General features: G+C 61.3%; 23 protein-coding genes. 2 read left to right on the top strand and 21 right to left on the bottom strand.

Features of this window, described 5'->3' with window-relative positions:
- Positions 1-2: 2 nt before the first annotated feature.
- Positions 3-737: a DNA repair protein RecO gene (gene recO, locus ACZ51H_RS02375; protein ID WP_464802323.1), complete on the bottom strand. Its 735-nt coding sequence runs from the start codon at positions 735-737 to the stop codon at positions 3-5.
- A gap of 162 nt (positions 738-899) precedes the next feature.
- On the opposite strand from recO, the gene ACZ51H_RS02370 reads away from it, so the two are divergent.
- Both ACZ51H_RS02370 and ACZ51H_RS02365 read left to right on the top strand, forming a co-directional pair.
- Complete coding sequence (locus tag ACZ51H_RS02370) at positions 900-2573, top strand: sensor histidine kinase (RefSeq protein ID WP_464802322.1); 1674 nt, start codon at positions 900-902, stop codon at positions 2571-2573.
- Complete coding sequence (locus ACZ51H_RS02365) at positions 2570-3226, top strand: response regulator (RefSeq protein WP_449471570.1); 657 nt, start codon at positions 2570-2572, stop codon at positions 3224-3226. Before ACZ51H_RS02370 ends, ACZ51H_RS02365 begins: the two co-directional genes overlap by 4 nt.
- Before the next feature lie 114 nt (positions 3227-3340).
- Here the strand turns inward: ACZ51H_RS02365 and ACZ51H_RS02360 are convergent, their stop codons facing one another.
- The 20 genes from ACZ51H_RS02360 to efp all read right to left on the bottom strand — a co-directional run bounded on the left by ACZ51H_RS02360 (position 3341) and on the right by efp (position 23091).
- Positions 3341-3601 (bottom strand): DUF1467 family protein, encoded by a 261-nt coding sequence (locus ACZ51H_RS02360; protein WP_464794510.1) that lies wholly within the window; start codon positions 3599-3601, stop codon positions 3341-3343.
- A gap of 11 nt (positions 3602-3612) precedes the next feature.
- Positions 3613-5250 carry a ribonuclease J gene (locus ACZ51H_RS02355; protein WP_464802321.1) on the bottom strand — a complete coding sequence of 546 codons (1638 nt, stop codon included), beginning with the start codon at positions 5248-5250 and terminating at the stop codon, positions 3613-3615.
- On the bottom strand, positions 5250-6029 hold the full coding sequence (locus ACZ51H_RS02350) for a type III pantothenate kinase (protein ID WP_460987703.1): 780 nt from the start codon (positions 6027-6029) through the stop codon (positions 5250-5252). The genes ACZ51H_RS02355 and ACZ51H_RS02350 overlap by 1 nt, the downstream gene beginning before the upstream one ends.
- 16 nt (positions 6030-6045) lie before the next feature.
- A complete protein-coding gene (locus ACZ51H_RS02345; RefSeq protein ID WP_464802320.1) occupies positions 6046-6705 on the bottom strand; it encodes a biotin--[acetyl-CoA-carboxylase] ligase in 660 nt (219 codons plus the stop codon).
- Positions 6706-6749: 44 nt separating this feature from the next.
- A complete protein-coding gene (gene nuoN / locus ACZ51H_RS02340; RefSeq protein ID WP_464802319.1) occupies positions 6750-8186 on the bottom strand; it encodes an NADH-quinone oxidoreductase subunit NuoN in 1437 nt (478 codons plus the stop codon).
- Positions 8186-9760, bottom strand: coding sequence for an NADH-quinone oxidoreductase subunit M (locus ACZ51H_RS02335; RefSeq protein WP_449471562.1), 1575 nt, complete (start codon positions 9758-9760; stop codon positions 8186-8188). Before ACZ51H_RS02335 ends, nuoN begins: the two co-directional genes overlap by 1 nt.
- On the bottom strand, positions 9760-11796 hold the full coding sequence (gene nuoL / locus ACZ51H_RS02330; RefSeq protein WP_464772047.1) for an NADH-quinone oxidoreductase subunit L: 2037 nt from the start codon (positions 11794-11796) through the stop codon (positions 9760-9762). Before nuoL ends, ACZ51H_RS02335 begins: the two co-directional genes overlap by 1 nt.
- 6 nt (positions 11797-11802) lie before the next feature.
- Positions 11803-12087, bottom strand: coding sequence for an NADH-quinone oxidoreductase subunit NuoK (gene nuoK / locus ACZ51H_RS02325; RefSeq protein ID WP_019053664.1), 285 nt, complete (start codon positions 12085-12087; stop codon positions 11803-11805).
- Between the two features lie 17 nt (positions 12088-12104).
- Positions 12105-12716, bottom strand: a complete 612-nt coding sequence (locus tag ACZ51H_RS02320; protein ID WP_464772046.1) for an NADH-quinone oxidoreductase subunit J — start codon at positions 12714-12716, stop codon at positions 12105-12107.
- Positions 12717-12749: 33 nt separating this feature from the next.
- Positions 12750-13235 carry an NADH-quinone oxidoreductase subunit NuoI gene (gene nuoI, locus ACZ51H_RS02315; protein WP_097091199.1) on the bottom strand — a complete coding sequence of 162 codons (486 nt, stop codon included), beginning with the start codon at positions 13233-13235 and terminating at the stop codon, positions 12750-12752.
- Positions 13232-14281 carry an NADH-quinone oxidoreductase subunit NuoH gene (nuoH, locus tag ACZ51H_RS02310; protein WP_464772045.1) on the bottom strand — a complete coding sequence of 350 codons (1050 nt, stop codon included), beginning with the start codon at positions 14279-14281 and terminating at the stop codon, positions 13232-13234. The genes nuoI and nuoH overlap by 4 nt, the downstream gene beginning before the upstream one ends.
- Positions 14278-16284: an NADH-quinone oxidoreductase subunit NuoG gene (gene nuoG / locus ACZ51H_RS02305; protein WP_464802318.1), complete on the bottom strand. Its 2007-nt coding sequence runs from the start codon at positions 16282-16284 to the stop codon at positions 14278-14280. Before nuoG ends, nuoH begins: the two co-directional genes overlap by 4 nt.
- Positions 16285-16286: 2 nt before the next feature.
- Positions 16287-17603, bottom strand: a complete 1317-nt coding sequence (gene nuoF, locus ACZ51H_RS02300; RefSeq protein ID WP_464802317.1) for an NADH-quinone oxidoreductase subunit NuoF — start codon at positions 17601-17603, stop codon at positions 16287-16289.
- Between the two features lie 109 nt (positions 17604-17712).
- Positions 17713-18381: an NADH-quinone oxidoreductase subunit NuoE gene (nuoE, locus tag ACZ51H_RS02295; RefSeq protein WP_464794497.1), complete on the bottom strand. Its 669-nt coding sequence runs from the start codon at positions 18379-18381 to the stop codon at positions 17713-17715.
- The gene (locus tag ACZ51H_RS02290; protein WP_449471551.1) at positions 18381-19616 is read right to left on the bottom strand and encodes an NADH-quinone oxidoreductase subunit D; all 1236 of its coding nucleotides are present in this window, start codon (positions 19614-19616) and stop codon (positions 18381-18383) included. Before ACZ51H_RS02290 ends, nuoE begins: the two co-directional genes overlap by 1 nt.
- A complete protein-coding gene (locus tag ACZ51H_RS02285; protein WP_460987695.1) occupies positions 19616-20527 on the bottom strand; it encodes an NADH-quinone oxidoreductase subunit C in 912 nt (303 codons plus the stop codon). The genes ACZ51H_RS02290 and ACZ51H_RS02285 overlap by 1 nt, the downstream gene beginning before the upstream one ends.
- A gap of 1 nt (position 20528) precedes the next feature.
- Positions 20529-21083 (bottom strand): NuoB/complex I 20 kDa subunit family protein, encoded by a 555-nt coding sequence (locus ACZ51H_RS02280; RefSeq protein ID WP_380800685.1) that lies wholly within the window; start codon positions 21081-21083, stop codon positions 20529-20531.
- A complete protein-coding gene (locus ACZ51H_RS02275; protein ID WP_097091191.1) occupies positions 21074-21448 on the bottom strand; it encodes an NADH-quinone oxidoreductase subunit A in 375 nt (124 codons plus the stop codon). Before ACZ51H_RS02275 ends, ACZ51H_RS02280 begins: the two co-directional genes overlap by 10 nt.
- Before the next feature lie 126 nt (positions 21449-21574).
- Positions 21575-22390: an inositol monophosphatase family protein gene (locus ACZ51H_RS02270; protein WP_460987694.1), complete on the bottom strand. Its 816-nt coding sequence runs from the start codon at positions 22388-22390 to the stop codon at positions 21575-21577.
- Between the two features lie 137 nt (positions 22391-22527).
- Positions 22528-23091: an elongation factor P gene (gene efp / locus ACZ51H_RS02265; RefSeq protein ID WP_449471547.1), complete on the bottom strand. Its 564-nt coding sequence runs from the start codon at positions 23089-23091 to the stop codon at positions 22528-22530.
- Positions 23092-23144: the final 53 nt, after the last annotated feature.

Genomic DNA, 23144 nt, shown 5'->3' with positions numbered 1-23144 from the left:
CCTCACGCAACCGCTCTTTTCAACCTGTCGACCAGCCTTTCGCGCGCGGCCAGCGTGTCAGCCCTCCAATCGGTCAGCACCGACCGTTCCAGAAAAAAGCCGGTCAGCCGTAATCCGTCCAATATGCCGGGCCATTCGCCGCTGCCTCCCTCCAGCAGAAAAGACGGCAGCGGTAGCAACCGGCTCTCATATCCCGCAGCACCCGTCCTGCTGACCGCCGCTGCGCTGCGCGGGCTTACGAAGGCCAGATCTTCGGCACCACCTGTCGCTGCGCACCGGCCAAAATCGAGGCCAAAGCCCAGTTCTGCCAACAACAACAGTTCGTAGCGCACCAGCGCCGCCGCCCATCCCCGCGCGGCGGGCGCCGCGTCGATCGCGCCCAGCACGCCATCCAAAGCCTGATAGAGCGTCGGATATGGCGTCCCTTCCGGCAGAGCCGCCGCCGTCAGCGCGCAGACCCAATCGATCGCCGCGGCAGGCAAGGGCTCGGATAGCAAAGGTGCGCGGCTATGCTCCATTTCGACGGTCAGCCCGGCAAGCTGCTCTTCGGTGCGGGCGCGGAACTCCGCCTTCACGCTATTTCCGGGCAGCAGCACCGGCCGCAAGGCGCGGGATCGGCCTCCACGCACATAGCCCGCCAACAACCCATGGTCTGGCGTCAGAAGACGCGCAATGGCTCCATGTTCGCCATGGGAACGGACCCCGCAAACCAGGGCAGGAGTGATCAGCACCGCCATGCGTCATCCTTAACCGTGCAGAGCCCTTCGCGCCACTGCTCGGGACGCACCAGTGCCGGGTCGATATAGGTTGTTTCTGTTGCCCGCCTGTGGTGAAACATCCTTGTGGGAGTCGGGGGACAAGCCACCATGTTGAATATGCCCAAGGCGTCATCTTCCGCGATGGATCGCCTGGTGCTCTGGTTGGGTCGATCGCCGACGCTGGGTTTTGCAGTATCCCGCGTCGCCTTTGCCGTTGCCGCCACGTGGCAGATCGGCGCGATGTTCAACAACGAACCTGACTTCGCGCGCACCATCACAGTTTTCCACGGCGGCGTCTGGCTCTGGACCGTGTTCGGCATTGTGCAGCATATGCTGGCGCCGCCGCTTGGCTTGCTGCTCCGGCCCCTGTCACTGATCCTCGACGCGATCATCTTCCTGACGGTGATCGCCCTATGCCAGCCTTTGCAGATCGCAGCCCTCGCGTGCCTGTTTTTCGTTGCCTGCTCGGCGTCGGAGCGCTTTGGCCGTGGCTCGATAATCGTCCTTGCCCTTTGCCTCGTTCTCGCTTTCCTGGCGCGGGGTTCCTACGAGACCTGGGCCGCCGAACGCCATGTGGCAGAGGTGGACCGGGCGATCGACGGGATCACGGTGATCATCGGCTGCACGATCGCTGCGGCGATGCTCAGCATGTCGATCCTGGAAAGGCGGCTGATCGATTGGTCGGAACGATTGCAGGCCGTCGGGCTGTCTTTCCAAAAATCTCTTCCGCGCTTCGTGGTGGAGCAGATATCGGAACTGATGGCGGCCCGCTATTGCGCTCTCGTCTGGCAGATGGACGATGGCCCCATCAACTGCGAGCTTATCAATGGCGACGGCGTCCATGCCATCAGCCTGCCGCAGCCCCAGGTCGAAGCATTGCTGGGCATCGCACCGCCGGAAGCGCCCTTTCTCTATTCCGGTCAATCAAGCCGCCTGTTGCTGCGCAACCGCCTCGGCATCACGCGCAATGAAAAGGCTTCTCACCTGACAGAAGCGATATCCGACCTGCTGGGTGCAGGGCAGGGTTTGAGCTTTCAGGTGCAGGCCGGTGAGCTGCGCGGCCGCATTTTCGTCGGCACGCGCCATGGCTGGTCGCCTGCCGCCCTGCTCCGCGCGCTCCGCATCCAGGAGGGGCTAGAGCTCTTCCTGGAAAGGCATTTTTTCCTGCTCGCCTGGCGCGATCGAACCTTTGCCGAAGCGCGGCTCGCGCTGAGCCGCGATCTGCACGACAGCGTTCTTCAGACCCTTGCCGCCCTTCGCGTCCGACTTGTGACGGCACAGCATGGGCTTGCCGCCAATGCCCCGCATCACCTGGCCGAACTCCATGCAATGGAAGAACTCGTCACCGCCGAACAGGCGCATCTGCGCCGCCTGCTCAATGTGACCGGGAACAGCCCGGACGATGTCGATCTGGTCCGCGATGTCGAAAGCTGCTGCCGCTTCATTGCCCTGCAATGGGGAATTGAGTGTCGGCTGAACCCGGTAGACCATCCCATGATGGTCACATCTGAAACGGCAGCGGAAGTGGAGTTCCTACTCCGGGAGGCTACCGCCAACGCCGTAAAGCACGCCGCCGCCCAGCATATTACCGTCTCACTTGCTCAGGCCGATGATGAGATAATGATCGCGCTCAAGGACAATCCGGGCGACCGGGGGATCGAGCAGCAAAGCTATACTGGCGACTTCGAACTGCAATCGCAGTCCATCATGAAACGGTTGGGCAAGATCGGCGGCACCGCCTATTTCCACAACTTAAGCATGAATTCATTAATTTCGATTAGATTACCTTCATCCTTGCCGAGGTCCCCAACATGATGGCTCAGATTGCGATAGTCGACGACCACCCCATCTTCCTGGATGGCATGGCGCAGTTTCTGAGTTCGCACGGGCATGACGTCGTCTTCTGCGCGCGTTCTGTCAGTGAAGCCATCTCCCGCCTTCAGGATGATCAGCCGGACCTGCTGGTCCTGGATGTGAGCATGAAGGACGGTGGCGGCCTCGCGATCCTGTCTGCCATCCGCGACAGCGGCAGCAATGTTCCCGTGATCTTCATGACCGTCCACATCCGCCCTGATCAGACGCTGGAGGCGATTAAGCTCGGCGTGGATGGCGTGGTCCTGAAGGACAGCGATCCCAATGAACTGCTCTCCTGCATCACGCAGGTTCTGGGCGGCAACAAAAGCATTGCGCCCGCCGTGATGGAACAGGCGCTTGTGCACAGCATCTCGGCCCCGCCGAACGACAACAACGCGCTTTCCAGCCTAACCGACAGGGAAATGGAGATTGCCGGACTTATCCGGGCCGGCCTCCGCAATCGCGAAATCGCCGCGCGGTGCGGCCTGACCGAAGGAACGGTCAAGGTGCACCTGCACAGCATCTTTCAGAAGCTCGGCATCAAATCCCGGTCGGAGCTGATCATCATGATGTTGTCGATGGACAGCGCTATACCGGCGGTCGGCCTGCACTGAACCGGTCAGCTACCGCCACCAGAGCATCAAGTGAGCTGTCCGGACAACTCATCCGTTCGGACTGCGCTTGCCAAAGCTCGCGACGGTCTCTGCACCAACGCTATCTTACGACCATCACGAAGGATGCGTCAGCCGCTCCAGCGTGACCCAGCCCTCGACATAATTGGCATAATATAGCCCGAACAACAGCGCCGACAGGGCCGTCGCACGTAACGCAACGACGCCCGGCCGAAAGTTGCTGGGCGCACTGTCAGCCTGCCCTTGCAGCATCACCTCACCCGTTTCGTCGGGCGTCCGGATGCCGAAAGGCAGAACGATGAACGCGCTGATCACCCAGAACAGCACATAAATAGCCAGGATTGCGTACCAGTTCATGATGCGGAGCCTTAGGCGCGAATGAGCAGAACGTCCACCACCGGCTTCTTGCCCGTCCAGCGCGTGGCCGTCCGCCGCACCGCCAGCCGTACTCGCTCGCGCAACGCGTCTTCCTCTAGCGGACCCTTCGACACCGCCTGCGCCGCCTCGTCAGCCGCCTCCGCCAAGAACGCTGCCTTATCCTCTTCCACCGGCACGCCTTGGGTACGCAACGCGGGCTCACCCATCAGCTTGCCCTTACGGTCCAGCGCCACCGCCACGCTGATCTGCCCATGCAGCGCGACCTTGCGGCGCTCGTTCATCGTGGAACCGTCCGCGGGCAGGATCACATCGCCATCCAGAACGAGCCGCCCCGTGGCCTCATGCCCGATGATCTCGGGACCATTGGGCGCCAGCCTCAACATATCACCATTGGACTGCACGATGGCGCTGGGGACGCCACTTGTCAGACCAAGCCGCGCCTGCTCCGCCATGTGCCGCCGCTCGCCATGGACGGGCAGCAATATCTGCGGCCGGACCCAGCGATACATGGCTTCAAGTTCGGGTCGCCCCGGGTGGCCCGAAACATGGACCTCAGCTTGGCGATCCGTCACCATCAGCACGCCCTTGGTCGCCAGGGCATTCTGAATACGCCCAATCGCGATCTCGTTACCCGGTATCTGCTTGGACGAGAAAACCACCAGATCCCCGGTGTCCAGCTTGATCGGATGACTGTCGAAAGCAACGCGAGACAAGGCCGCGCGCGCTTCACCCTGCCCGCCCGTGGCGATGATCATCACCTCGTTGCGGGGCAGCGCCATCGCATCATCCCAATCGACCGTCGGCGGGAAATCCTTGAGATATCCCGCCGTCTTCGCGGTCGAGATGATCCGGTCCAGCGATCGCCCGGCGACGCACAGCTTGCGTCCGACCGCATTCGCCACTTCGCCCAGCGTCTGCAAACGCGCCGCGTTGGAGGCGAAAGTAGTGACCAGCACCCGCCCCTTCGCGCCGGTGATCGTCTGCATCAACCCCTCGCGCACATCGGCTTCGGAGCCGCTCGCCTCGGAATTGAACACATTGGTACTATCGCACACGAGCGCCAGCACGCCTTCATCGCCGATCGCGGTCAGCTCCTCCGGCGTCGAAGGCTGGCCCAGCAATGGCTTCTCGTCGATCTTCCAATCGCCCGTGTGGAAAACACGTCCATAAGGCGTGTCGATCAGCACGGCATTGCCCTCGGGGATCGAATGCGCCAGCGGCACATAGCGGAACCCGAACGGCCCCAGTGCAAAGCTGCCTTCATTGTCGATGACATTCAGCTTGACCTCTTTGGTCAGCCCCTCTTCCTCCAGCTTCAGCCTGATAAGGCCCGCCGTGAAGGGCGTCGCATAAAGCGGCACGCCAAGGTCAGCTGCCAGATAGGGGATGGCCCCGATATGATCTTCATGCCCATGGGTGAGCACGATGCCGAGCAGGTCGTCGCGCCGCTCCTCGATGAAGGACAGATCGGGCAGCACCAGATCAACGCCGGGATAAGCCGGGTCGGCGAAGGTCAGGCCAAGATCGACCATCACCCACTTGCCCTGGCAACCATATAGATTGACGTTCATGCCAATCTCTCCCGACCCGCCAAGGGCCAGGAAGAGCAGCTCGTCTTTAGGTATCATCAGTTCTTCAAACTCCGTTCGTGCAACAGCGCGAGACCCAAAATGGTCAGGTCCGGCGCGATCGCATCGAAAATTTCACTATTCTCATCAAACAGGACAGCCAGGCCCCCTGTTGAAATCACTTTGGCCGGGCGGCCAATCTCCGCCCGCGTTCGGGCAACCAGCCCCTCCATCATCGCGACATAGCCCCAGAAAACGCCGATATGCATCTGCGCTTCCGTCGTACGACCGATAACCGATCGGTTCTCCGGTGGCGCGATGGCAATTTTCGGAAGCTTGGCAGCGGCCGCGACCAATGCATCGAGCGACAGGTTGATCCCCGGCACAATGATGCCGCCCTTGTAAGTCCCCTGATAATCGATGACGTCGAAGGTAGTCGCGGTTCCAAAATCGATGACGATCAAATCGCCTTCGTACAAATGATGGGCGGCGATGGCGTTTACAACCCGGTCGGCTCCCACGGAAGCGGGCTCCGCCACGTCCAGTTCAATGCCCCATTCGACCGGCGCCTGCCCCGCGACCAGCGCGGCCGTCTTGAAATATTTCTCCGCCAGCACCTGAAGATTATGCAGCGCGCGTGGAACAACGGTGGCGATGATGACCGCATCGACATCCGCAAGGGCATAGCCTTCCAGCATCAGCAACTGGTTCAGCCACACGGCATATTCATCCGCCGTCCGTCGCGGGTCGGTCGCGATCCGCCAACGCGCGCGAATTTCCCGCCCGTCAAGCAGTGCGAAAACCACATTGGTATTGCCCGCGTCGATCGCGAGAAGCATGGCCCGTCCCCGGATATCAGATGAGAAGGATGTCGCCCGCATGAATGGCACGGGTATCGCCATTCGCCAAGCGGAGGATCAGCATCCCTTGCTGATCAAGCGTATCGAAACTGCCCTCGACGGTCTCGCCGTCAGGCTGAACGACCCGCATCGCCGTGCCGCTGGGATGCGCGTTCAGCAACCAATGCGCCCGCACCGGCTCCAGCCCTTGCGCGCGCCAGATGGCCAGCCAATGTTCGAATAATTCCGCCAATCTCTCCAGAAGCGGGCCAGCTTCTGCATCCTCGGCCCCCTGCGCCGCCAGACTGGTAACAGGCCGGTCCAGCCCAACCGGGTGGCCCTCCACATTGATGCCGATCCCCACGACGATGGCATCTCCCGCACGTTCGAGCAGAATACCCGCGATCTTCGCGCCATCGACCAGAACGTCATTGGGCCATTTGATCCGCGCTTGCCCCTCGCACAAAGGGGCCACCAGCGCATGCACCGCATTCGCGGCGACCAGAGCCAGCAGATGTGCAGGCGGATCGCCCACCCGCAGCCGGACCAGCGTGGAACAATAGAGATTGCCGACAGGACTTTCCCAGGTCCGGCCCATGCGACCACGGCCACCCACTTGCCGTCCCGCACGCAGCCACGTGCCTTCCGCTACACCCTGCTCCGCCAACGCCAGCATATCAGCGTTGGTAGAGCCGGTCTCTTCGACGAAGCGAATATCGCTCAGAATAACGACGCCGCAGCCGCCGCGCTTGCCTTGTCCAGCACGGGGTTCAACAGATATCCGACGACGATCACAGCCGCGCAGGCGGTCAGGATGATATTCTCGACCGCCCCGCCCCGCGCTTCATAAGCTGCGGCAGGCTCATCGAAATACATCGTCTTGATGATCTTGAGATAATAGAATGCGCCAATCACCGAAGCCGCGATACCGAACGCCGCCAGCGCGGTCAGCCCCGCAGCCACCGCCGCATCAAACACCAGGAATTTCGCCCAGAAGCCAAACAGCGGCGGGATACCGGCCATGGAGAACATGAAGATCGCCAGCGCAGCAGCCAAGCCCTTACGCGACTGCGACAGACCAGCAAGGCTCGCAATGCTCTCCACCGGACGCCCTTGGGCGTCCCGCATCTGCAAGATACAGGCAAAGCCGCCGATCGTCATCACGACATAGATCGCCATATAGCTCATCGTCGCCGCCACGCCCGCAGGCGTCGCCGCGGCAAGGCCGATCAGCGCGAAGCCGACATTGTTGATCGACGAATAGGCCATCAGACGCTTGATGTTGGTCTGGCCGATGGCCGCCACCGCGCCGAAGATGATCGAAGCCAGCGCCACGAAGATCACGATCTGCTGCCAGTCGAGGCCGGCAGGACCAAGCGCCTCTATCGCAACACGTACCGTCAGCGCCATCGCCGCAACCTTGGGCGCGCTGCCGAAGAAGGTCGTAACCGGTGTCGGCGCACCTTCATAAACGTCGGGCGTCCACATATGGAACGGCACAGCGCTCATCTTGAAGGCAAGACCGGCCAGCAGGAACACCATGCCGAACAGTTCGCCCTTGCCCACGCCATCGCCCAACGCGACGGCGATGCCATCAAAGCTCGTGCTACCGGTAAAGCCGTAAAGCAGCGCCGTGCCATAGAGCAGGATGCCGCTCGCCAGCGACCCGAGCACGAAATATTTAAGGCCCGCCTCGGAAGACCGCTCGTCCTGACGCATGAAGCTCGCCAGCACATAGGCGGCCAGGCTCTGCATCTCCAACCCGACATAGAGGGTCAGCAAATCACCGGCCGACACCATCATGCCCATGCCGATGCTGCTGAACAGGATCAGGACGGGATATTCCGGCCGCAACGCGCCATCGACGAGGAAGTAGCGCGGCGCCAACAAGATTGCGGCACCGGCCGAACCATAAATTAGTGCCTTGGCGAAAACCGAGAACGCATCGGCACGCACCAGCCCGTCAAAGGCGAGTGGCCCATGCGCCAGAGAAACCGGCAGCATCAAACCCGCAACGAGCAGCGTCAGCACCGACAGCCAGTTGACGACGCGCGCGGTCCCGTCACCGCCAAAAGCGGCGATCAGCAGGAGGATCAGCCCACCCGCCGTAAGGACAAGCTCCGGCAGAACGGCAAGAAGGGAAGCGGAATCAATCATCAGTGCGCCTCCCCCGACGCTTTTTCATGGGACATTGCACTATGGTCTTCGCCCTGATGAGCAGCCGCCGGTGGGACAGCCGGACCCATCTTGATCCTGGAATCTCCCACAGGAGCCGCAGAGGCAATGCGGGCTTCCAGCGCACGAATGTCAGACCGCATCGGCGCCAGGAAGCTCTCCGGATAAATGCCCATCCACAGGACGGCAGCAGCGATCGGCGCCAGCAGCCACATTTCCCGCATCGACAGATCCGGCATCGCCGCAGCGTCGGCATTCTTCTGCTCGCCATAGGCAATGCGGCGGTAGAGATAGAGCATATAGGCCGCGCCCAGGATGATGCCCGTCGTGCAAACCAACGCGACCCAGCTCGAAGCCTGATAGATGCCCATCAGCGCCAGGAACTCACCCACGAAGTTGCTCGTACCCGGCAGGCCGACCGACGCCATGGTGAACAGCAGGAACAGCACCGCATATTTCGGCATGTTGATGCTAAGGCCGCCATAGCGCGAAATCTCGCGGGTATGCAGACGGTCATAGATGACGCCGACGCACAAGAACAGCGCGCCAGACACCAGGCCATGGCCCAGCATCACCATCATCGCGCCTTCGATGCCCGCTTGGTTGAAGGCGAACAGGCCGACCGTCACGATCGCCATATGCGCAACCGAGGAATAGGCGATCAGCTTCTTCATGTCGGTCTGCACCAGCGCGACGAGGCTGGTGTAAACCACCGCCACCATCGACAGGCCCCACACCAGCCACGCCAGCTGCGCCGAAGCTTCCGGGAACATGGGCAGCGAGAAGCGGATGAAGCCGTAGCCGCCCATCTTCAGCAGAACGCCCGCCAGAATGACCGAACCGGCCGTCGGCGCCTGAACGTGTGCGTCAGGCAGCCAGGTGTGGACCGGCCACATCGGCATCTTGACAGCAAAGCTCGCGAAGAAGGCCAGGAACAGCCAGACCTGCACATGCGGATCGAAATTATAGGCCATCAACGTCGGGATGTCGGTGGTGCCCGCGTCGTGGACCATCCACATCATCGCGATCAGCATCAGCACCGATCCGAGCAGCGTGTAGAGGAAGAATTTGTAGCTGGCGTAGATGCGATCCGCGCCGCCCCAGATGCCGATGATCAGATACATCGGGATCAGGCCAGCTTCAAACATTACGTAGAAGAGGTACAGGTCCTGCGCCGTGAAGACGCCGATCATCAGCACCTCCATGAACAGGAAGGCCGCCATATATTCGCCGACGCGCTTTTCGATCGCCTGCCAGCTCGCCCCGATGCAGATCGGCATCAGAAACACGGTCAGCATGATCAGCACCAGCGCGATGCCGTCGATTCCTAGCGCCCAGGCGAAGCGGCCGAAAATCGGCGCATATTCCTGGAACTGCCACTGCGCCGCGCCGCCCGACTGGTCGAAATTCGCCCAGAGCAGGACGCCGAGCGCCAGATCGACCAGCGTCGCCAACAACGCGATCCAACGCGCCTGGTTCGCACCCGCATAGAGACAGGCGATGGCCCCCGCCATCGGCACTGCCATCATCAGGGAAAGGATGGGGAAGCCGTCCATTATCGTGTCATCGCCCAGGTTGCGGCCGCGGCGAGGCCGATCAGCATCACCAGCGCGTATGTGTAGAGGTAGCCGGACTGAAGCCGACGGGTGACTTTATTGCCCTGTACGACCAGCGCAGCGAGCCCGTTCGGCCCGAAGCGGTCGATGAAGCCGACGTCACCGAACTTCCAGAAGAAGCGGCCGATGGCAAAGGCAGGCTTGACGAACAGGAAGTGATACAGCTCGTCAAAATACCATTTGTTGAGCAGGAACTGGTACAGAACCCCGAACTCCGCCACGAAACGGCGCGGCCAATCGGTATTCTTGATGTAGCTGAGCCACGCGATGACGAAGCCGGTCAGCATCACCGTGAACGGCGCGAACTTGACCCAGTTGGGCACCTCATGGCTCGCATGCATCAGGTGACTGTCGAACGCCAGCGCCCCCTTCCAGAACTCGACGCCGCCTTCAGCCCCGATGAACTGGTCATGGAAGATGAAGCCCGCGAACACCGCGCCCAGGCTCAACAGCACCAGCGGCAGCAGCATGACCCAAGGGCTTTCATGCGGATGATAGCCCGCCGTGCCGGTCAACTCCGGCCCATGATGGCCATGGTCATCATGGGTTGTCTCTTCGTCCGGCGATTCATGGTGGCCATGCACCGCATGCTGGATATGCTCCGAAGCGGCCCAGCGCGGCTTGCCGAAGAAGGTCAGGAACACCAGACGCCAGCTGTAGAAGCTGGTCAGCAGCGCCGCAAAGGTGCCGACAAGGAACGCGCCCACGCCATTGCCGCCCGCCGCGAAGGCCGATTCCAGAATCGCGTCCTTCGAATAGAAGCCCGCAAAACCATAGCCTAGCAACGGAATGCCCACGCCCGTGATCGCCAGCGTTCCCAGCGTCATCGTCCAGAAGGTGATCGGGATCTCCTTCCGCAACGCGCCATAGTAACGCATGTCCTGTTCATGGTGCATCGCATGGATGACCGAGCCCGCGCCCAGGAACAGCAGCGCCTTGAAGAAGGCGTGCGTGAACAGGTGGAACATCGCCGCGCCATAAGCGCCAACACCCGCCGCAAAGAACATGTAGCCCAGCTGCGAGCAGGTCGAATAGGCGATCACGCGCTTGATGTCATTCTGTACCGTGCCGACCGTCGCCGCGAACAAACAGGTCGCCGCGCCGATGAAGGTGACGAAGCCCAGCGCCGTCGGCGAGGTTTCGAACATCGGCGACAGGCGACACACCATGAACACGCCTGCGGTCACCATGGTAGCGGCATGGATCAGCGCCGACACAGGCGTCGGACCTTCCATTGCGTCTGGCAACCAGGTGTGGAGGCCAAGCTGCGCCGACTTGCCCATCGCACCTACGAACAGAAGCAGGCAGAGCACCGTCATCGTGTCGAAACGATGGCCGAGGAATCCGATCGTCGAACCGGCCATGGACGGCGCGGCGGCGAGGATTTCCGGGATCGATATGGTGTTGAACACCAGATAGGTGCCGAAAATGCCCAGCATGAAGCCAAGGTCGCCGACGCGGTTGACGACGAATGCCTTGATCGCGGCAGCGTTCGCGCTCGGTTTACGGAACCAGAAGCCGATCAGCAGATAGGAGGCAAGGCCGACGCCTTCCCAGCCAAAAAACATCTGGAGCAGGTTGTTGGCCGTCACGAGCATCAGCATCGCGAAGGTGAAGAGCGACAAATAGGCGAAGAAGCGCGGCTGATCCGGCTCCTCCTCCATATAGCCCCAGCTATAGAGGTGGACGAGGCTCGACACGCTGGTGATCACCACCAGCATGACCGCCGTCATCGCGTCAACGCGCAGCGCCCATTGAGCATCAAAACTGCCCGACTGAATCCAGGTGAAGGCGGGCGCCACATAAGGTTCCGCATGCCCGGTCAGGAAGGCAATGAAGATCGGCCAGCTAAGCGCGCAGGAAACGAACAGCGCGCCGGTAGTGATGATCTTCGCAGGCAGCTTGCCCAGCGCCTTGTTGCCAAGGCCCGCGATGACAGCCGCGATGAGCGGGAGAAGGACGATAAGCTGGATCATCGAGCTTTAGCCCTTCATCCGGTTGACATCATCGACGGCAATGGTGCCGCGACCACGGAAATAGATGACGAGGATGGCAAGGCCGATGGCCGCCTCACCCGCCGCGACAGTCAGCACGAACATGCTGAACACCTGCCCCACCAGATCACCCAGGAAGGCGCTGAAGGCGACAAGGTTGATGTTCACGCTCAGCAGGATCAGCTCGATCGCCATCAGGATGATGATGACATTCTTACGGTTGATGAAGATGCCCAGCACCCCCATCACGAACAGGATCGCGCTGACCACCATATAATGCTGAAGGCCGATCACAACTCCACCCCCTGCCCCACGGGCTGATTGACGTTGCGCACGGCATCCTGCGGACGGCGGCGGTTCTGACGGGCAATATTCTGGCCCTTTACGCCGCCGCGTGCACGATGGGTCAGCACGATCGCGCCGATCATCGCCACCAGCAGGACGATGCCCGCCGCTTCGAACAGGAAGATATAGCGCGTGTAGAGCAGCGTCCCGATCGCCTGGATATTGGAAACCTCAGGGTTCACCGGTGCCGCGCGCTGCGCCAGCTCAATCGGCCCCGCGCTCCAGATGCCAATACCCAACACAATCTCAGCCAGCAGCACCAGCGCGACCAGCATGCCAAAGGGCAGATAATCGACGAACCCCGCCCGCAATTCCGCAAAGTCGATGTCGAGCATCATGACGACGAACAGGAACAGCACGGCGACCGCTCCCACATAGACGATGATGAGGAGCATCGCGATGAACTCGGCACCCAGCAGCACCATCAGGCCCGCCGCGTTGAAGAACGCGAGGATCAGCCACAGCACCGAATGAACCGGATTGCGCGACAGGATCGTCAGCGCGCCGCTGCACACCACCAAAGTGGCGAACAGGTAAAAGGCAAGCACGTGAATCACAGGATCATATATCCTCTTCGATCGGGTCGCGGCTTAACGATAGGGTGCATCGGCGGCAAGGTTCGCGGCGAGTGCGCGTTCCCATTTGTCGCCATTTTCAAGAAGCTTCGCCTTGTCGTAGATGAGCTCCTCGCGAGTTTCCGTTGAAAACTCGAAGTTCGGACCTTCTACGATGGCATCCACCGGGCAGGCTTCCTGACAGAAGCCGCAATAGATGCACTTCGTCATATCAATGTCGTAGCGCGTCGTACGGCGGCTGCCGTCGTCACGTGGCTGCGCCTCGATCGTGATCGCCTGCGCCGGGCACACCGCCTCGCACAGCTTGCACGCGATGCAGCGCTCTTCGCCATTGGGATAACGGCGCAGCGCATGCTCCCCCCGGAACCGCGGCGAAATCGGGTTCTTCTCATAGGGATAGTTGATCGTCGCCTTGGGCTTGAAGAAATATTTCAAGGTCAGGGCGTGCGCCTTCACAAACTCCCAGAGCGTGAAGGATTTGACATAATAGCCGAGGCTCATTGAGCGCCTCCGTAGCGCGTAAACATCAGGAAGCCCGATACCAGGAAGACAAAGAAGAGCGACGTTGGCAGGAATACTTTCCAGCCCAGCCGCATAAGCTGATCATAGCGATAACGGGGCACCGTCGCCTTCACCCAGGAGAAAACGAAGAAGAAGAACAGTATCTTGGCGAACAGCCAGATGATCCCGGGCACATAGTAAAGCGGCGCCCAATCGATCGGCGGCAGATAACCACCCCAGAACAGGATTGCGTTCAGCGCGCACATCAACAGCACGTTGGCATATTCGCCAAGCCAATAGAGCGCGAACGACATGGACGAATATTCGGTCTGATAACCGGCAACCAGCTCGCTTTCCGCTTCGGTCAGGTCGAAGGGCGCGCGACCGGTTTCCGCCATCGCCGATATCAGGAACATGATCGCCATCGGGAACAGCAGCGGATTGAACGCATGGCCGTTGATGAAGCCATAATAGCCGCGCTGGCTTTCCACGATAGTCGTCAAGTTGAAGCTGCCCGCCCACAGCACAACGCAAACCAGGATGAAGCCGATCGACACTTCATAGCTGATCATCTGCGCGCTCGCGCGGATCGCGGAGTAGAAGGGATATTTGGAGTTTGACGCCCAACCCGCCAACACGATGCCATAGACGCCCAGCGAACTGATCGCGAGAATATAGAGCAGACCGACATTGATGTTCGCCAGCACCACGCCCGCCTGGAACGGGATCACCGCCCAGGCAATCAAGGCCACTGTGAACGTAATGATCGGCGCGATCAGGAACAGCGCACGGTTGGCGGCCGAAGGAATGATGGTTTCCTGCAGGAATACCTTCGCCCCGTCCGCAAAGGACTGGAGCAGGCCGAACGGACCTACAACGTTCGGCCCCCGACGCAGCGCCATCGCCGCCCAGATCTTGCGGTCGGCATAGATGATCATCGCCACCGCCAGCATCAGCGGCAGGGCAATCACCAAAATGCCGATGACCGTGGACAGCAGCCACGCGCCGTTAAAGGGAAGCCCCCAATTTTGGAAGAAAGCGGTCACTCTGCGGCCTCCGCGAAGCTCTCACCGTGGATCAGCTCGGCCGAGCATTGCTGCATCGTCGGACTAGCGCGGCAGATGGCGTTGGTCAGATAGAAATCCTTGATCGGCGAACCGAACTCACCGCTGGCTCCGGTCGGCAGCGACGGTACAGACCAACCATAATCGGCGAGGCCTTCGACGCTCAGCGCCGGAACCGCCTTGGCCATTTCCGCCCGCAGCGCATCGAAGCTGTCGAATGGCAGCGTAGCACCCAGCACCTCGGACAGCGCGCGCAGGATCGACCAGTCCTCACGCGCATCGCCCGGTGCGAACACGGCCTTTTCGCCGCGCTGCACCCGACCTTCCAGATTGACGTAGGTGCCCGCCTTCTCGGCATAGCTCGCGCCCGGCAGGATCACGTCCGCCGCATGCGCACCCTTGTCGCCATGGTGGCCGACATAGACCTTGAAGCTGTCCGGGAAGGCCGAATAATCGACTTCGTCCGCGCCCAGCGAGAAGAGCAGCTTTGGCTTGGCAGCAGCCACAGCCTTGACCCCGCCCTGCGTCGCATAGCCGAGCATCAGCCCGCCCATGCGCGCCGCCGCGAAGTGCAGGACATTATAGCCGTTCCAACCGTCCTTGATCAGGCCAAGCGTCTCGACCAGCGCCAGCGTATCGCCATGCGCGCCGTCCTTCCCCAGCACGCCGCCGCCGACGATCATCGCCGGACGCGCCGCCTTGCCGAACGCTTGCGTTACCGCTTCAGGCAGCTTTGCCAGCAACGACGCGTCATTGCCCAGCCACTCAACCTTATAGGTAAGATCGACCTGCGGGCCGAGCGCAAACACCTTCGCCCCCCTCTTGATCGCCTTGCGAATGCGGGTGTTCACCAGCGGCGCTTCCCAGCGCAAATTGGTGCCGACCAGCAGGATCACGTCCGCCGTCTCAATGCCATTAAGCGTCGTGTTGAAGTTCACCGCCGACAGGCTCGACACGTCATAGGCGAGGCCGGTCTGACGCCCTTCCAGCATCGAACCGCCCAGCTTCTCGACGAGCAACTTGGCCGCAAACATGGTCTCGCAATCGAGCAGGTCGCCCGCCAACGCCGCGACCGATCCACCATGCTTCACGGCCGCAATAGCCGAGAAAGCCTCTTCCCAAGTCGCCGGAACCAGCTTGCCATCCTTGCGGACATAAGGCTTGTCGAGCCGCTTGCGCACCAGACCATCGACATTGTGCCGGGTCTTGTCGCTCGCCCACTCCTCGTTCACGTCGTCGTTGATGCGCGGCACGGCGCGCAGCACCTGACGGCCGCGACTGTCGAGACGGATATTGGTGCCGACCGCATCCATCACGTCGATCGCGGGCGTCTTGCGCAGCTCCCAAGGCCGCGCCTCAAAGGCATAGGGCTTGGACGTCAGCGCGCCCACCGGGCACAGATCGACCACATTGCCCGACAGCTCGCTTTTGGCGGCATGTTCGAGATAGGTGGTGATCTGCATATTCTCACCGCGATAAATGGCGCCGATTTCCGGCACCCCCGCGACTTCCTCGGCAAAGCGCACGCAGCGGGTGCACTGGATGCAACGGGTCATAACCGTCTTGACGATCGGCCCCATATATTTCTCTGTGACCGCGCGCTTGTTTTCATCAAAGCGGCTGCCGCCACGGCCATAGGCGACCGACTGATCCTGAAGGTCGCACTCGCCTCCCTGGTCGCAGATCGGGCAATCGAGCGGATGGTTGATGAGGAGGAACTCCATCACCCCTTCCCGCGCCTTCTTCACCATTTCGGTCTGGGTGAAGATTTCCTGATTTTCGGCAGCGGGCAGCGCGCAGCTGGCCTGCGGCTTGGGCGGCCCGGGCTTCACCTCGACCAGGCACATGCGGCAATTGCCCGCGATGGAGAGGCGCTCATGATAGCAGAAACGCGGGATTTCCTTCCCCGCCATCTCGCACGCCTGCAGGACCGTCGCGCCCGCCGGAACTTCGAGTTCTACGCCGTCTACTTTGACCTTGGGCATGATTACTCCGCCGCCTCCATCACAGGTGCGCCACCCTTATTCTCATTGATCCGCCGCTCGATCTCGGGACGGAAGTGCCGGATCAAGCCCTGGATCGGCCAGGCCGCCGCGTCACCGAGCGCGCAGATAGTGTGGCCTTCGACCTGCTTGGTGACTTGCTGGAGCATATCGATCTCGCCGATGTCCGCTTCGCCTGAACGCAGCCGTTCCATCACGCGCCACATCCAGCCGGTGCCTTCGCGGCAGGGCGTGCACTGACCGCAGCTCTCATGCTTGTAGAAGTAGGAGAGACGGCTGATCGCGCGGACGATGTCGGTCGACTTGTCCATGACGATGACCGCAGCGGTGCCAAGGCCGGAGCCCACCGCCTTGAGGCCATCAAAGTCCATCGGCGCGTCCATGATCTGCGCGGCGGGCACCAGCGGCACCGACGATCCGCCAGGAATCACAGCAAGCAGATTGTCCCAACCACCGCGAATGCCGCCGCAATGCCGGTCGATCAGCTCCTTGAAGCTGATGCCCATCGACTCTTCGACGACGCAGGGCTTGTTCACATGGCCGCTGATCTGGAACAGCTTGGTGCCCTTGTTCCCTTCGCGGCCGAAGCTGGAAAACCATTCGGACCCACGGCGCAGGATCGTCGGCGAAACCGCGATCGATTCCACATTGTTCACCGTCGTCGGGCAGCCATAAAGGCCTGCCCCCGCCGGGAAAGGCGGCTTCAGACGCGGCTGGCCCTTCTTACCTTCCAGGCTTTCGATCTGCGCGGTTTCCTCGCCACAGATATAGGCGCCCGCGCCCCGATGGACGAAGACGTCAAAATCATAACCAGAACCGCATGCGTTCTTACCGAGGAAGCCCTTTTCATAAGCCTGCTCAACGGCGGCGAAGAGAACCTTCGCCTCATAAATGAACTCGCCGCGAATATAGATATAGGCCGCGCGCGCCCGCATCGCGAAGCCGGCGATCAGCGCGCCTTCGATCAGCTTGTGCGGATCGTGGCGGATGATCTCGCGGTCCTTGCACGAACCCGGCTCTGATTCATCGGCATTAATGACGAGGAAGCTCGGACGGCCATCCTTGCTTTCCTTGGGCATGAAGCTCCACTTCATGCCGGTCGGGAAGCCGGCGCCGCCACGACCGCGCAGGCCGGACGCCTTGATCCGCTCGATGATCTCGTCCTGGCCGATCTCCAGCAGCTTCTTGGTATTGTCCCAGTCGCCACGCTTCATCGCCGCGTCGATGCCCCAATCCTGGAAGCCATAGACGTTGGTGAAGATACGATCCTTGTCGGCAAGGGGTGCGATGACGTCGCTCATGCGCGGCCTCCAGCATTCGTCATGCCAGCGAAAGCCGGCATCTCAGGCGTGCGCGCGCTGAGGATGGAGACCCCAGCTTCCGCTGGGGTGACGGAACAGGGATAAGCCATTACGCCCACTTCCCCCGATAATCGTGATTTTCCGAAACCATTTCCTTGAGCGTCGTCGGGCCACCCTCTGGGCAGCTCGTCTGACGCTCAATCTGCGGCCCGATCTTGGGCTGCTTGCCAGCGGCGAGATCGTCAAGGATCGCGCTCATGCTGTCATAGGTCAGGTCTTCGAAATTATCGTCGTTGATCTGCACCATCGGCGCGTTGGCACAGGCACCCAGACACTCGACCTCGCTCAGCGTGAACAGCCCGTCCGGCGTCGTCCCGCCTTTCACCAGACCCTTGTTCTTGCAGGCCGAAAACACATCGTCGGAACCGCGCAACATGCAGGGCGTCGTGCCGCAAACCTGCACATGATAGCGGCCGACCGGAGCCAGATTGTACATGGTGTAGAAGGTCGCGACCTCGTAAACCCGCATGTACGGCATTTCCAGCTGATCGGCGATATATTCCATCACCGGCACCGGCAGCCAGCCATTGGTCTGTGTCTCCGCACCGACCTGCCGCTGGGCGAGATCGAGCAGCGGCATCACCGCCGACTGCTGACGACCGGCAGGATAGCGCGCGATGACCTTCTTCGCCTGCTCGGCATTTTCAGCGGTCCACGCAAACGCGCCCCAGCGCGCACGGGTTTCCGCTTCGTCAGGGATATGAACTGCGTCAGCCATTAGCGGTCACATTCTCCGAACACGATGTCCATCGCGCCAAGGACGGCGGTGGTGTCGGCCAGCATGTGGCCCTTCATCATGAAATCCATCGCCTGCAGGTGTGAGAAAGCCGTCGGGCGGATCTTGCAGCGATAGGGCGAGTTCGTCCCGTCGCTCACCAGATAGACGCCAAACTCACCCTTGGGGCTTTCGGTCGCCACATAGACCTCGCCCGCCGGAACATGGAAGCCCTCAGTGTACAGCTTGAAGTGGTGGATCAGCGCTTCCATCGAGCGCTTCATCTCGCCCCGGCGCGGCGGCGCCACCTTGCGATCAAACGATATCACAGGGCCTTCCGGCATCTCATTCAGGCACTGCTTCATGATGCGTGCCGACTGGCGCACTTCCTCGACACGGACCATGAAACGGTCATAGCAGTCGAAATTGGTGCCGACCGGAATATCGAAGTCCATCCGGTCATAAACGTCATAAGGCTGCGACTTGCGCAAATCCCAGGGGATGCCCGAACCGCGCAGCATCGGGCCGGAAAAGCCCCATTTCAGCGCGTCTTCCTTGCTCACCACGGCAATATCGACGTTACGCTGCTTGAAGATGCGGTTGTCCGCGACCAGCGAAATCGCGTCCTCGAACAGGCGCGGCAGGCGCGTGTCCAGCCAATCGGCAATGTCGGTGAGCAGCTTCAGCGGCACATCCTGATGGACGCCGCCCGGCCGGAAATAGGCCGCATGCATACGCGCGCCCGAAGCCCGCTCATAGAAATTCATGCAATCTTCGCGCAGTTCGAACAGCCACAGGTTCGGCGTCATCGCGCCGACGTCCATGACGTGCGAACCCAGGTTCAGCATGTGGTTCTTGATCCGCGTCAGTTCCGCGAAGAACACACGCAGATATTGCGCGCGCAGCGGTACTTCCAGGTTCAGCAGCTTCTCGATCGCCAGCACATAGCTGTGCTCCATCCCCATCGGCGAGCAATAGTCCAGCCGGTCGAAATAGGGCAGAGCCTGAAGATAGGTCTTATATTCGATCAGCTTCTCGGTGCCGCGATGGAGCAGCCCGACATGCGGATCGCAGCGCTCCACGATTTCGCCGTCCAGTTCCATGACCAGGCGAAGCACGCCGTGCGCTGCCGGATGCTGGGGACCGAAGTTGATCGTGTAATTCTGGATCTCGGTATCGCCCAGCGTCGGATCGTCCGCACTGGTCTTATGGTCGAGTTCTTCGAGATAGGTGGACATCAGGCGTCACCCCCCTCATCCTTGGCGGGAGTTTTCGGCTTGCGCGGGCGCTTCGGCTTGGCGGTGTCCGCTTCTCCGGTTTCGGCCTTCGCAGCACGGGATCGGCGCACCGGCGTCGTCTGCGCGTCTTCGGCAAGCGGCTTCTCATCGGTCGCCTTGGCGGCTTCCGTGTTCGCAGCTTCGCCCGCGCCGGTATCTGCCTTCTTTTCCGTCATCTTGGGCGTCTCGCCAGCAGGCGCGCCCTTGGGCGCTACGGCGGGCGGCGGCGGAGCGGCGGCAGGCGTGGGCGCACCCGGAGCCTGCGGCGCCTTCTCATCACCCGGCAGCACATATTGCGCGCCTTCCCATGGGCTCATGAAATCGAACTGGCGGAAATCCTGGGCCAGCTGCACCGGCTTGTAGACGACGCGCTTGTCTTCCTCGGAATACCACATCTCGACATAGCCGGTCAGCGGGAAGTCCTTGCGCAGCGGATGACCCTTGAACCCGTAATCCGTCAGGATGCGACGCAGGTCGGCATTGCCCTCGAAGATCACGCCGTACATGTCGAACACCTCACGCTCCAGCCAGCCTGCAACAGGCCAGATGTGCGTGACGGTAGGAACCGGCTTATCCTCGTCGGTCGATACCTTGACGCGGATGCGATGGTTCTGCGTGACGGACAGCAGATGATAGCAGACTTCGAAGCGCTCGGCCCGCTCCGGATAATCGACGCCCGCAATCTCCATCAGCTGCTGATATTCGCCCTGTACGCGCAGCGCATCCAGCGCCTCGGCCAGCCGATCGCGCACGACGGTGAAGCTCAGCTCATCCGCGTGATCGACCGCTTCGATCAGCATCGGACCCAACAGCCCGGCAATCTTCTCCGCGAGCCCTTCCGGGTTCACGATCTTCGGTGCAGAATGACCCATATCAGCGCTCAATCGTCCCGATGCGGCGGATCTTCCGCTGCAACTGCATCACGCCATAAAGCAGCGCTTCGGCAGTCGGCGGACAGCCCGGCACATAGATGTCGACCGGCACGATCCGGTCACAGCCGCGCACGACCGAATAACTGTAATGATAATAGCCGCCGCCGTTCGCGCAGCTGCCCATCGAAATCACATATTTCGGATTGGACATCTGGTCGTAAACCTTGCGCAACGCCGGAGCCATCTTGTTACACAGCGTTCCCGCGACGATCATCACGTCCGACTGGCGCGGCGATGCGCGCGGCGCAGCGCCGAACCGCTCCATATCGTAACGCGGCATGTTGACGTGGATCATCTCCACCGCGCAACAGGCAAGGCCGAACGTCATCCACCACAGCGAACCCGTGCGAGCCCATTGGAACAGCTCTTCGGTCGACGTGACGAGGAACCCCTTGTCACTGACCTCACTGTTCAGTGCGTTGAAGAAATTCTGGTCGGGCTGCGTCCCCGCGGGCAACATCGTGCCGGGCGCGGGACTGGTCAGTTCTACTCCCAATCTAGGGCTCCCTTCTTCCACGCATAAACGAGGCCCAGCACCAGCTCCGCTATGAAGATCATCATCGTCGCCCAGCCGGCCCAGCCGATCTGATCCAGGCTGACCGCCCAGGGATAGAGGAAGGCGGCTTCCAGATCGAAGATGATGAAGAGGATCGCGACCAGGTAGAAGCGCACGTCGAACTGACTGCGCGGTTCTTCGAACGCTGGAAAACCGCACTCATATTCCGACAGCTTCGCCGGGTCAGGCTGATGCGCGCCGGTCAGGCGGCCGACAAGCATCGGCAGGAACACGAATGCCCCGGAAAGCAGCAATGCGATCCCGAGAAAGATAAGGATCGGCAGATATTGGGCTAGATCGACCAACGGAATCCCCTGGGCGAAAATGACTATGGGCGCGCTTTAGGCCTGCCGCATAAGCGAAGCAAGGCCCCGAGGTGTGAGAATGATTCGCAACAGTCTGCTTCTCTTACGCAGAAACAAATGCCTGCCTCAGCGCAGCGCACCCGCTACAAGCTTGTGCAATTTGCTGTGGATGGCATCATTGCCCGCGATCACTTCGCGGCGCTCGATCGGCTGATCGCCGCCCCTGAAATCGGTGGCGAACCCGCCCGCCTCACGTACCAGCAGCAATCCAGCCGCCACGTCCCAGGGCTGAAGCCCGCTTTCCCAGAAGCCGTCATAACGACCGGACGCCACATGCGCCAAATCGAGCGAAGCCGCACCGAAGCGACGAATCCCCGCGACGGAGGGCGCGACCGCGCCAAAGATGCGAGTCCACTGCGCCATGTCGCCATGGCCCATGAAGGGAATGCCGGTCGCGATCAGGCAGTCGCCCAGGTCGCGGCGGGCCGATACCCGCAAACGCTGGTCATGCCGCCACGCGCCCCGGCTCTTTTCCGCCCAATAGCTTTCGTCAGTCGCCGGCTGGTAGATAAGACCGGTCGTCACTTCCCGCTTGTTGCCGCCATAAAGCGGCTCTTCGACGGCGATGGAGATCGCGAAGTGCGGGATACCGTGGAGGAAGTTGCTGGTGCCGTCGAGCGGGTCGATGATCCAGCGCGGCTTGTTGGGATCACCCTCGATCACCCCGCCTTCTTCCAGCAGGAATCCCCAATCCGGCCGTGCTTTTTGCAGCTCTTCGACCAAAGTGCGCTCGGCTTGCTGATCGGCCTTGGACACGAAGTCGGCCGGTCCCTTGCGTGACACCTGCAGATGTTCGACTTCGCCAAAGTCGCGGCGCAGCTTCGCGCCGGCCTTGCGCGCGGCGCGTTCCATGACGGTGAGAAGGCCGGAATGGGATACCATAAACAATACTCCCCCTCTCCCCTTCAGGGGAGAGGGTCGGGGAGAGGGGAACAACATATGCTCAGCTGCGGTCCCTCTCCCGCCTTCGCTGCGCTCGGCACCCTCTCCCCTGAAGGAGAGAGGGAACAATTAGCAGTTCATTCCGCCCGCTTCACATATTCCCGCTCATACACATCGACGATGATGCGTGTTCCGGTAACGATATGCGGCGGCACCATGACGCGCACGCCATTGTCCAGGATCGCGGGCTTGTAGCTCGCCGAAGCAGTCTGCCCCTTCACCACGGCGTCAGCCTCGACCACGGTCGCCTCGACCGTTTCGGGCAGCTGCACGGAAATCGGGCGCTCTTCATACATTTCCAGCATGACCATCATGCCATCCTGCAGGAAGGCAGACGCCTCGCCCACCAGATCCTGCGGTAAGTTGATCTGCTCATAGGTCTCGGTATCCATGAAGACGAGCATGTCGCCCTCGGCATAAAGATACTGGAAATCCTTGGTATCGAGCCGGATGCGCTCAACCGTCTCGGCCGAGCGGAAACGGACGTTATTCTTGCGCCCGTCGATCAGGTTTTTGAGTTCCACCTGCATATAGGCGCCGCCCTTGCCGGGTTGCGTGTGCTGGATCTTGACGGCACGCCACAGGCTTCCGTCATATTCGATATTGTTGCCGGGACGAATCTCGACGCCACTGATCTTCATGGGAAGAGCCTGCCTATATGTCTGAAGGTGAAAAGAGCCGGCCTGTTTAAAAG

The organism is Sphingobium sp. TomMM15, from assembly GCF_055397045.1.
This window is presented reverse-complemented; position numbering and strand designations above follow the sequence as displayed.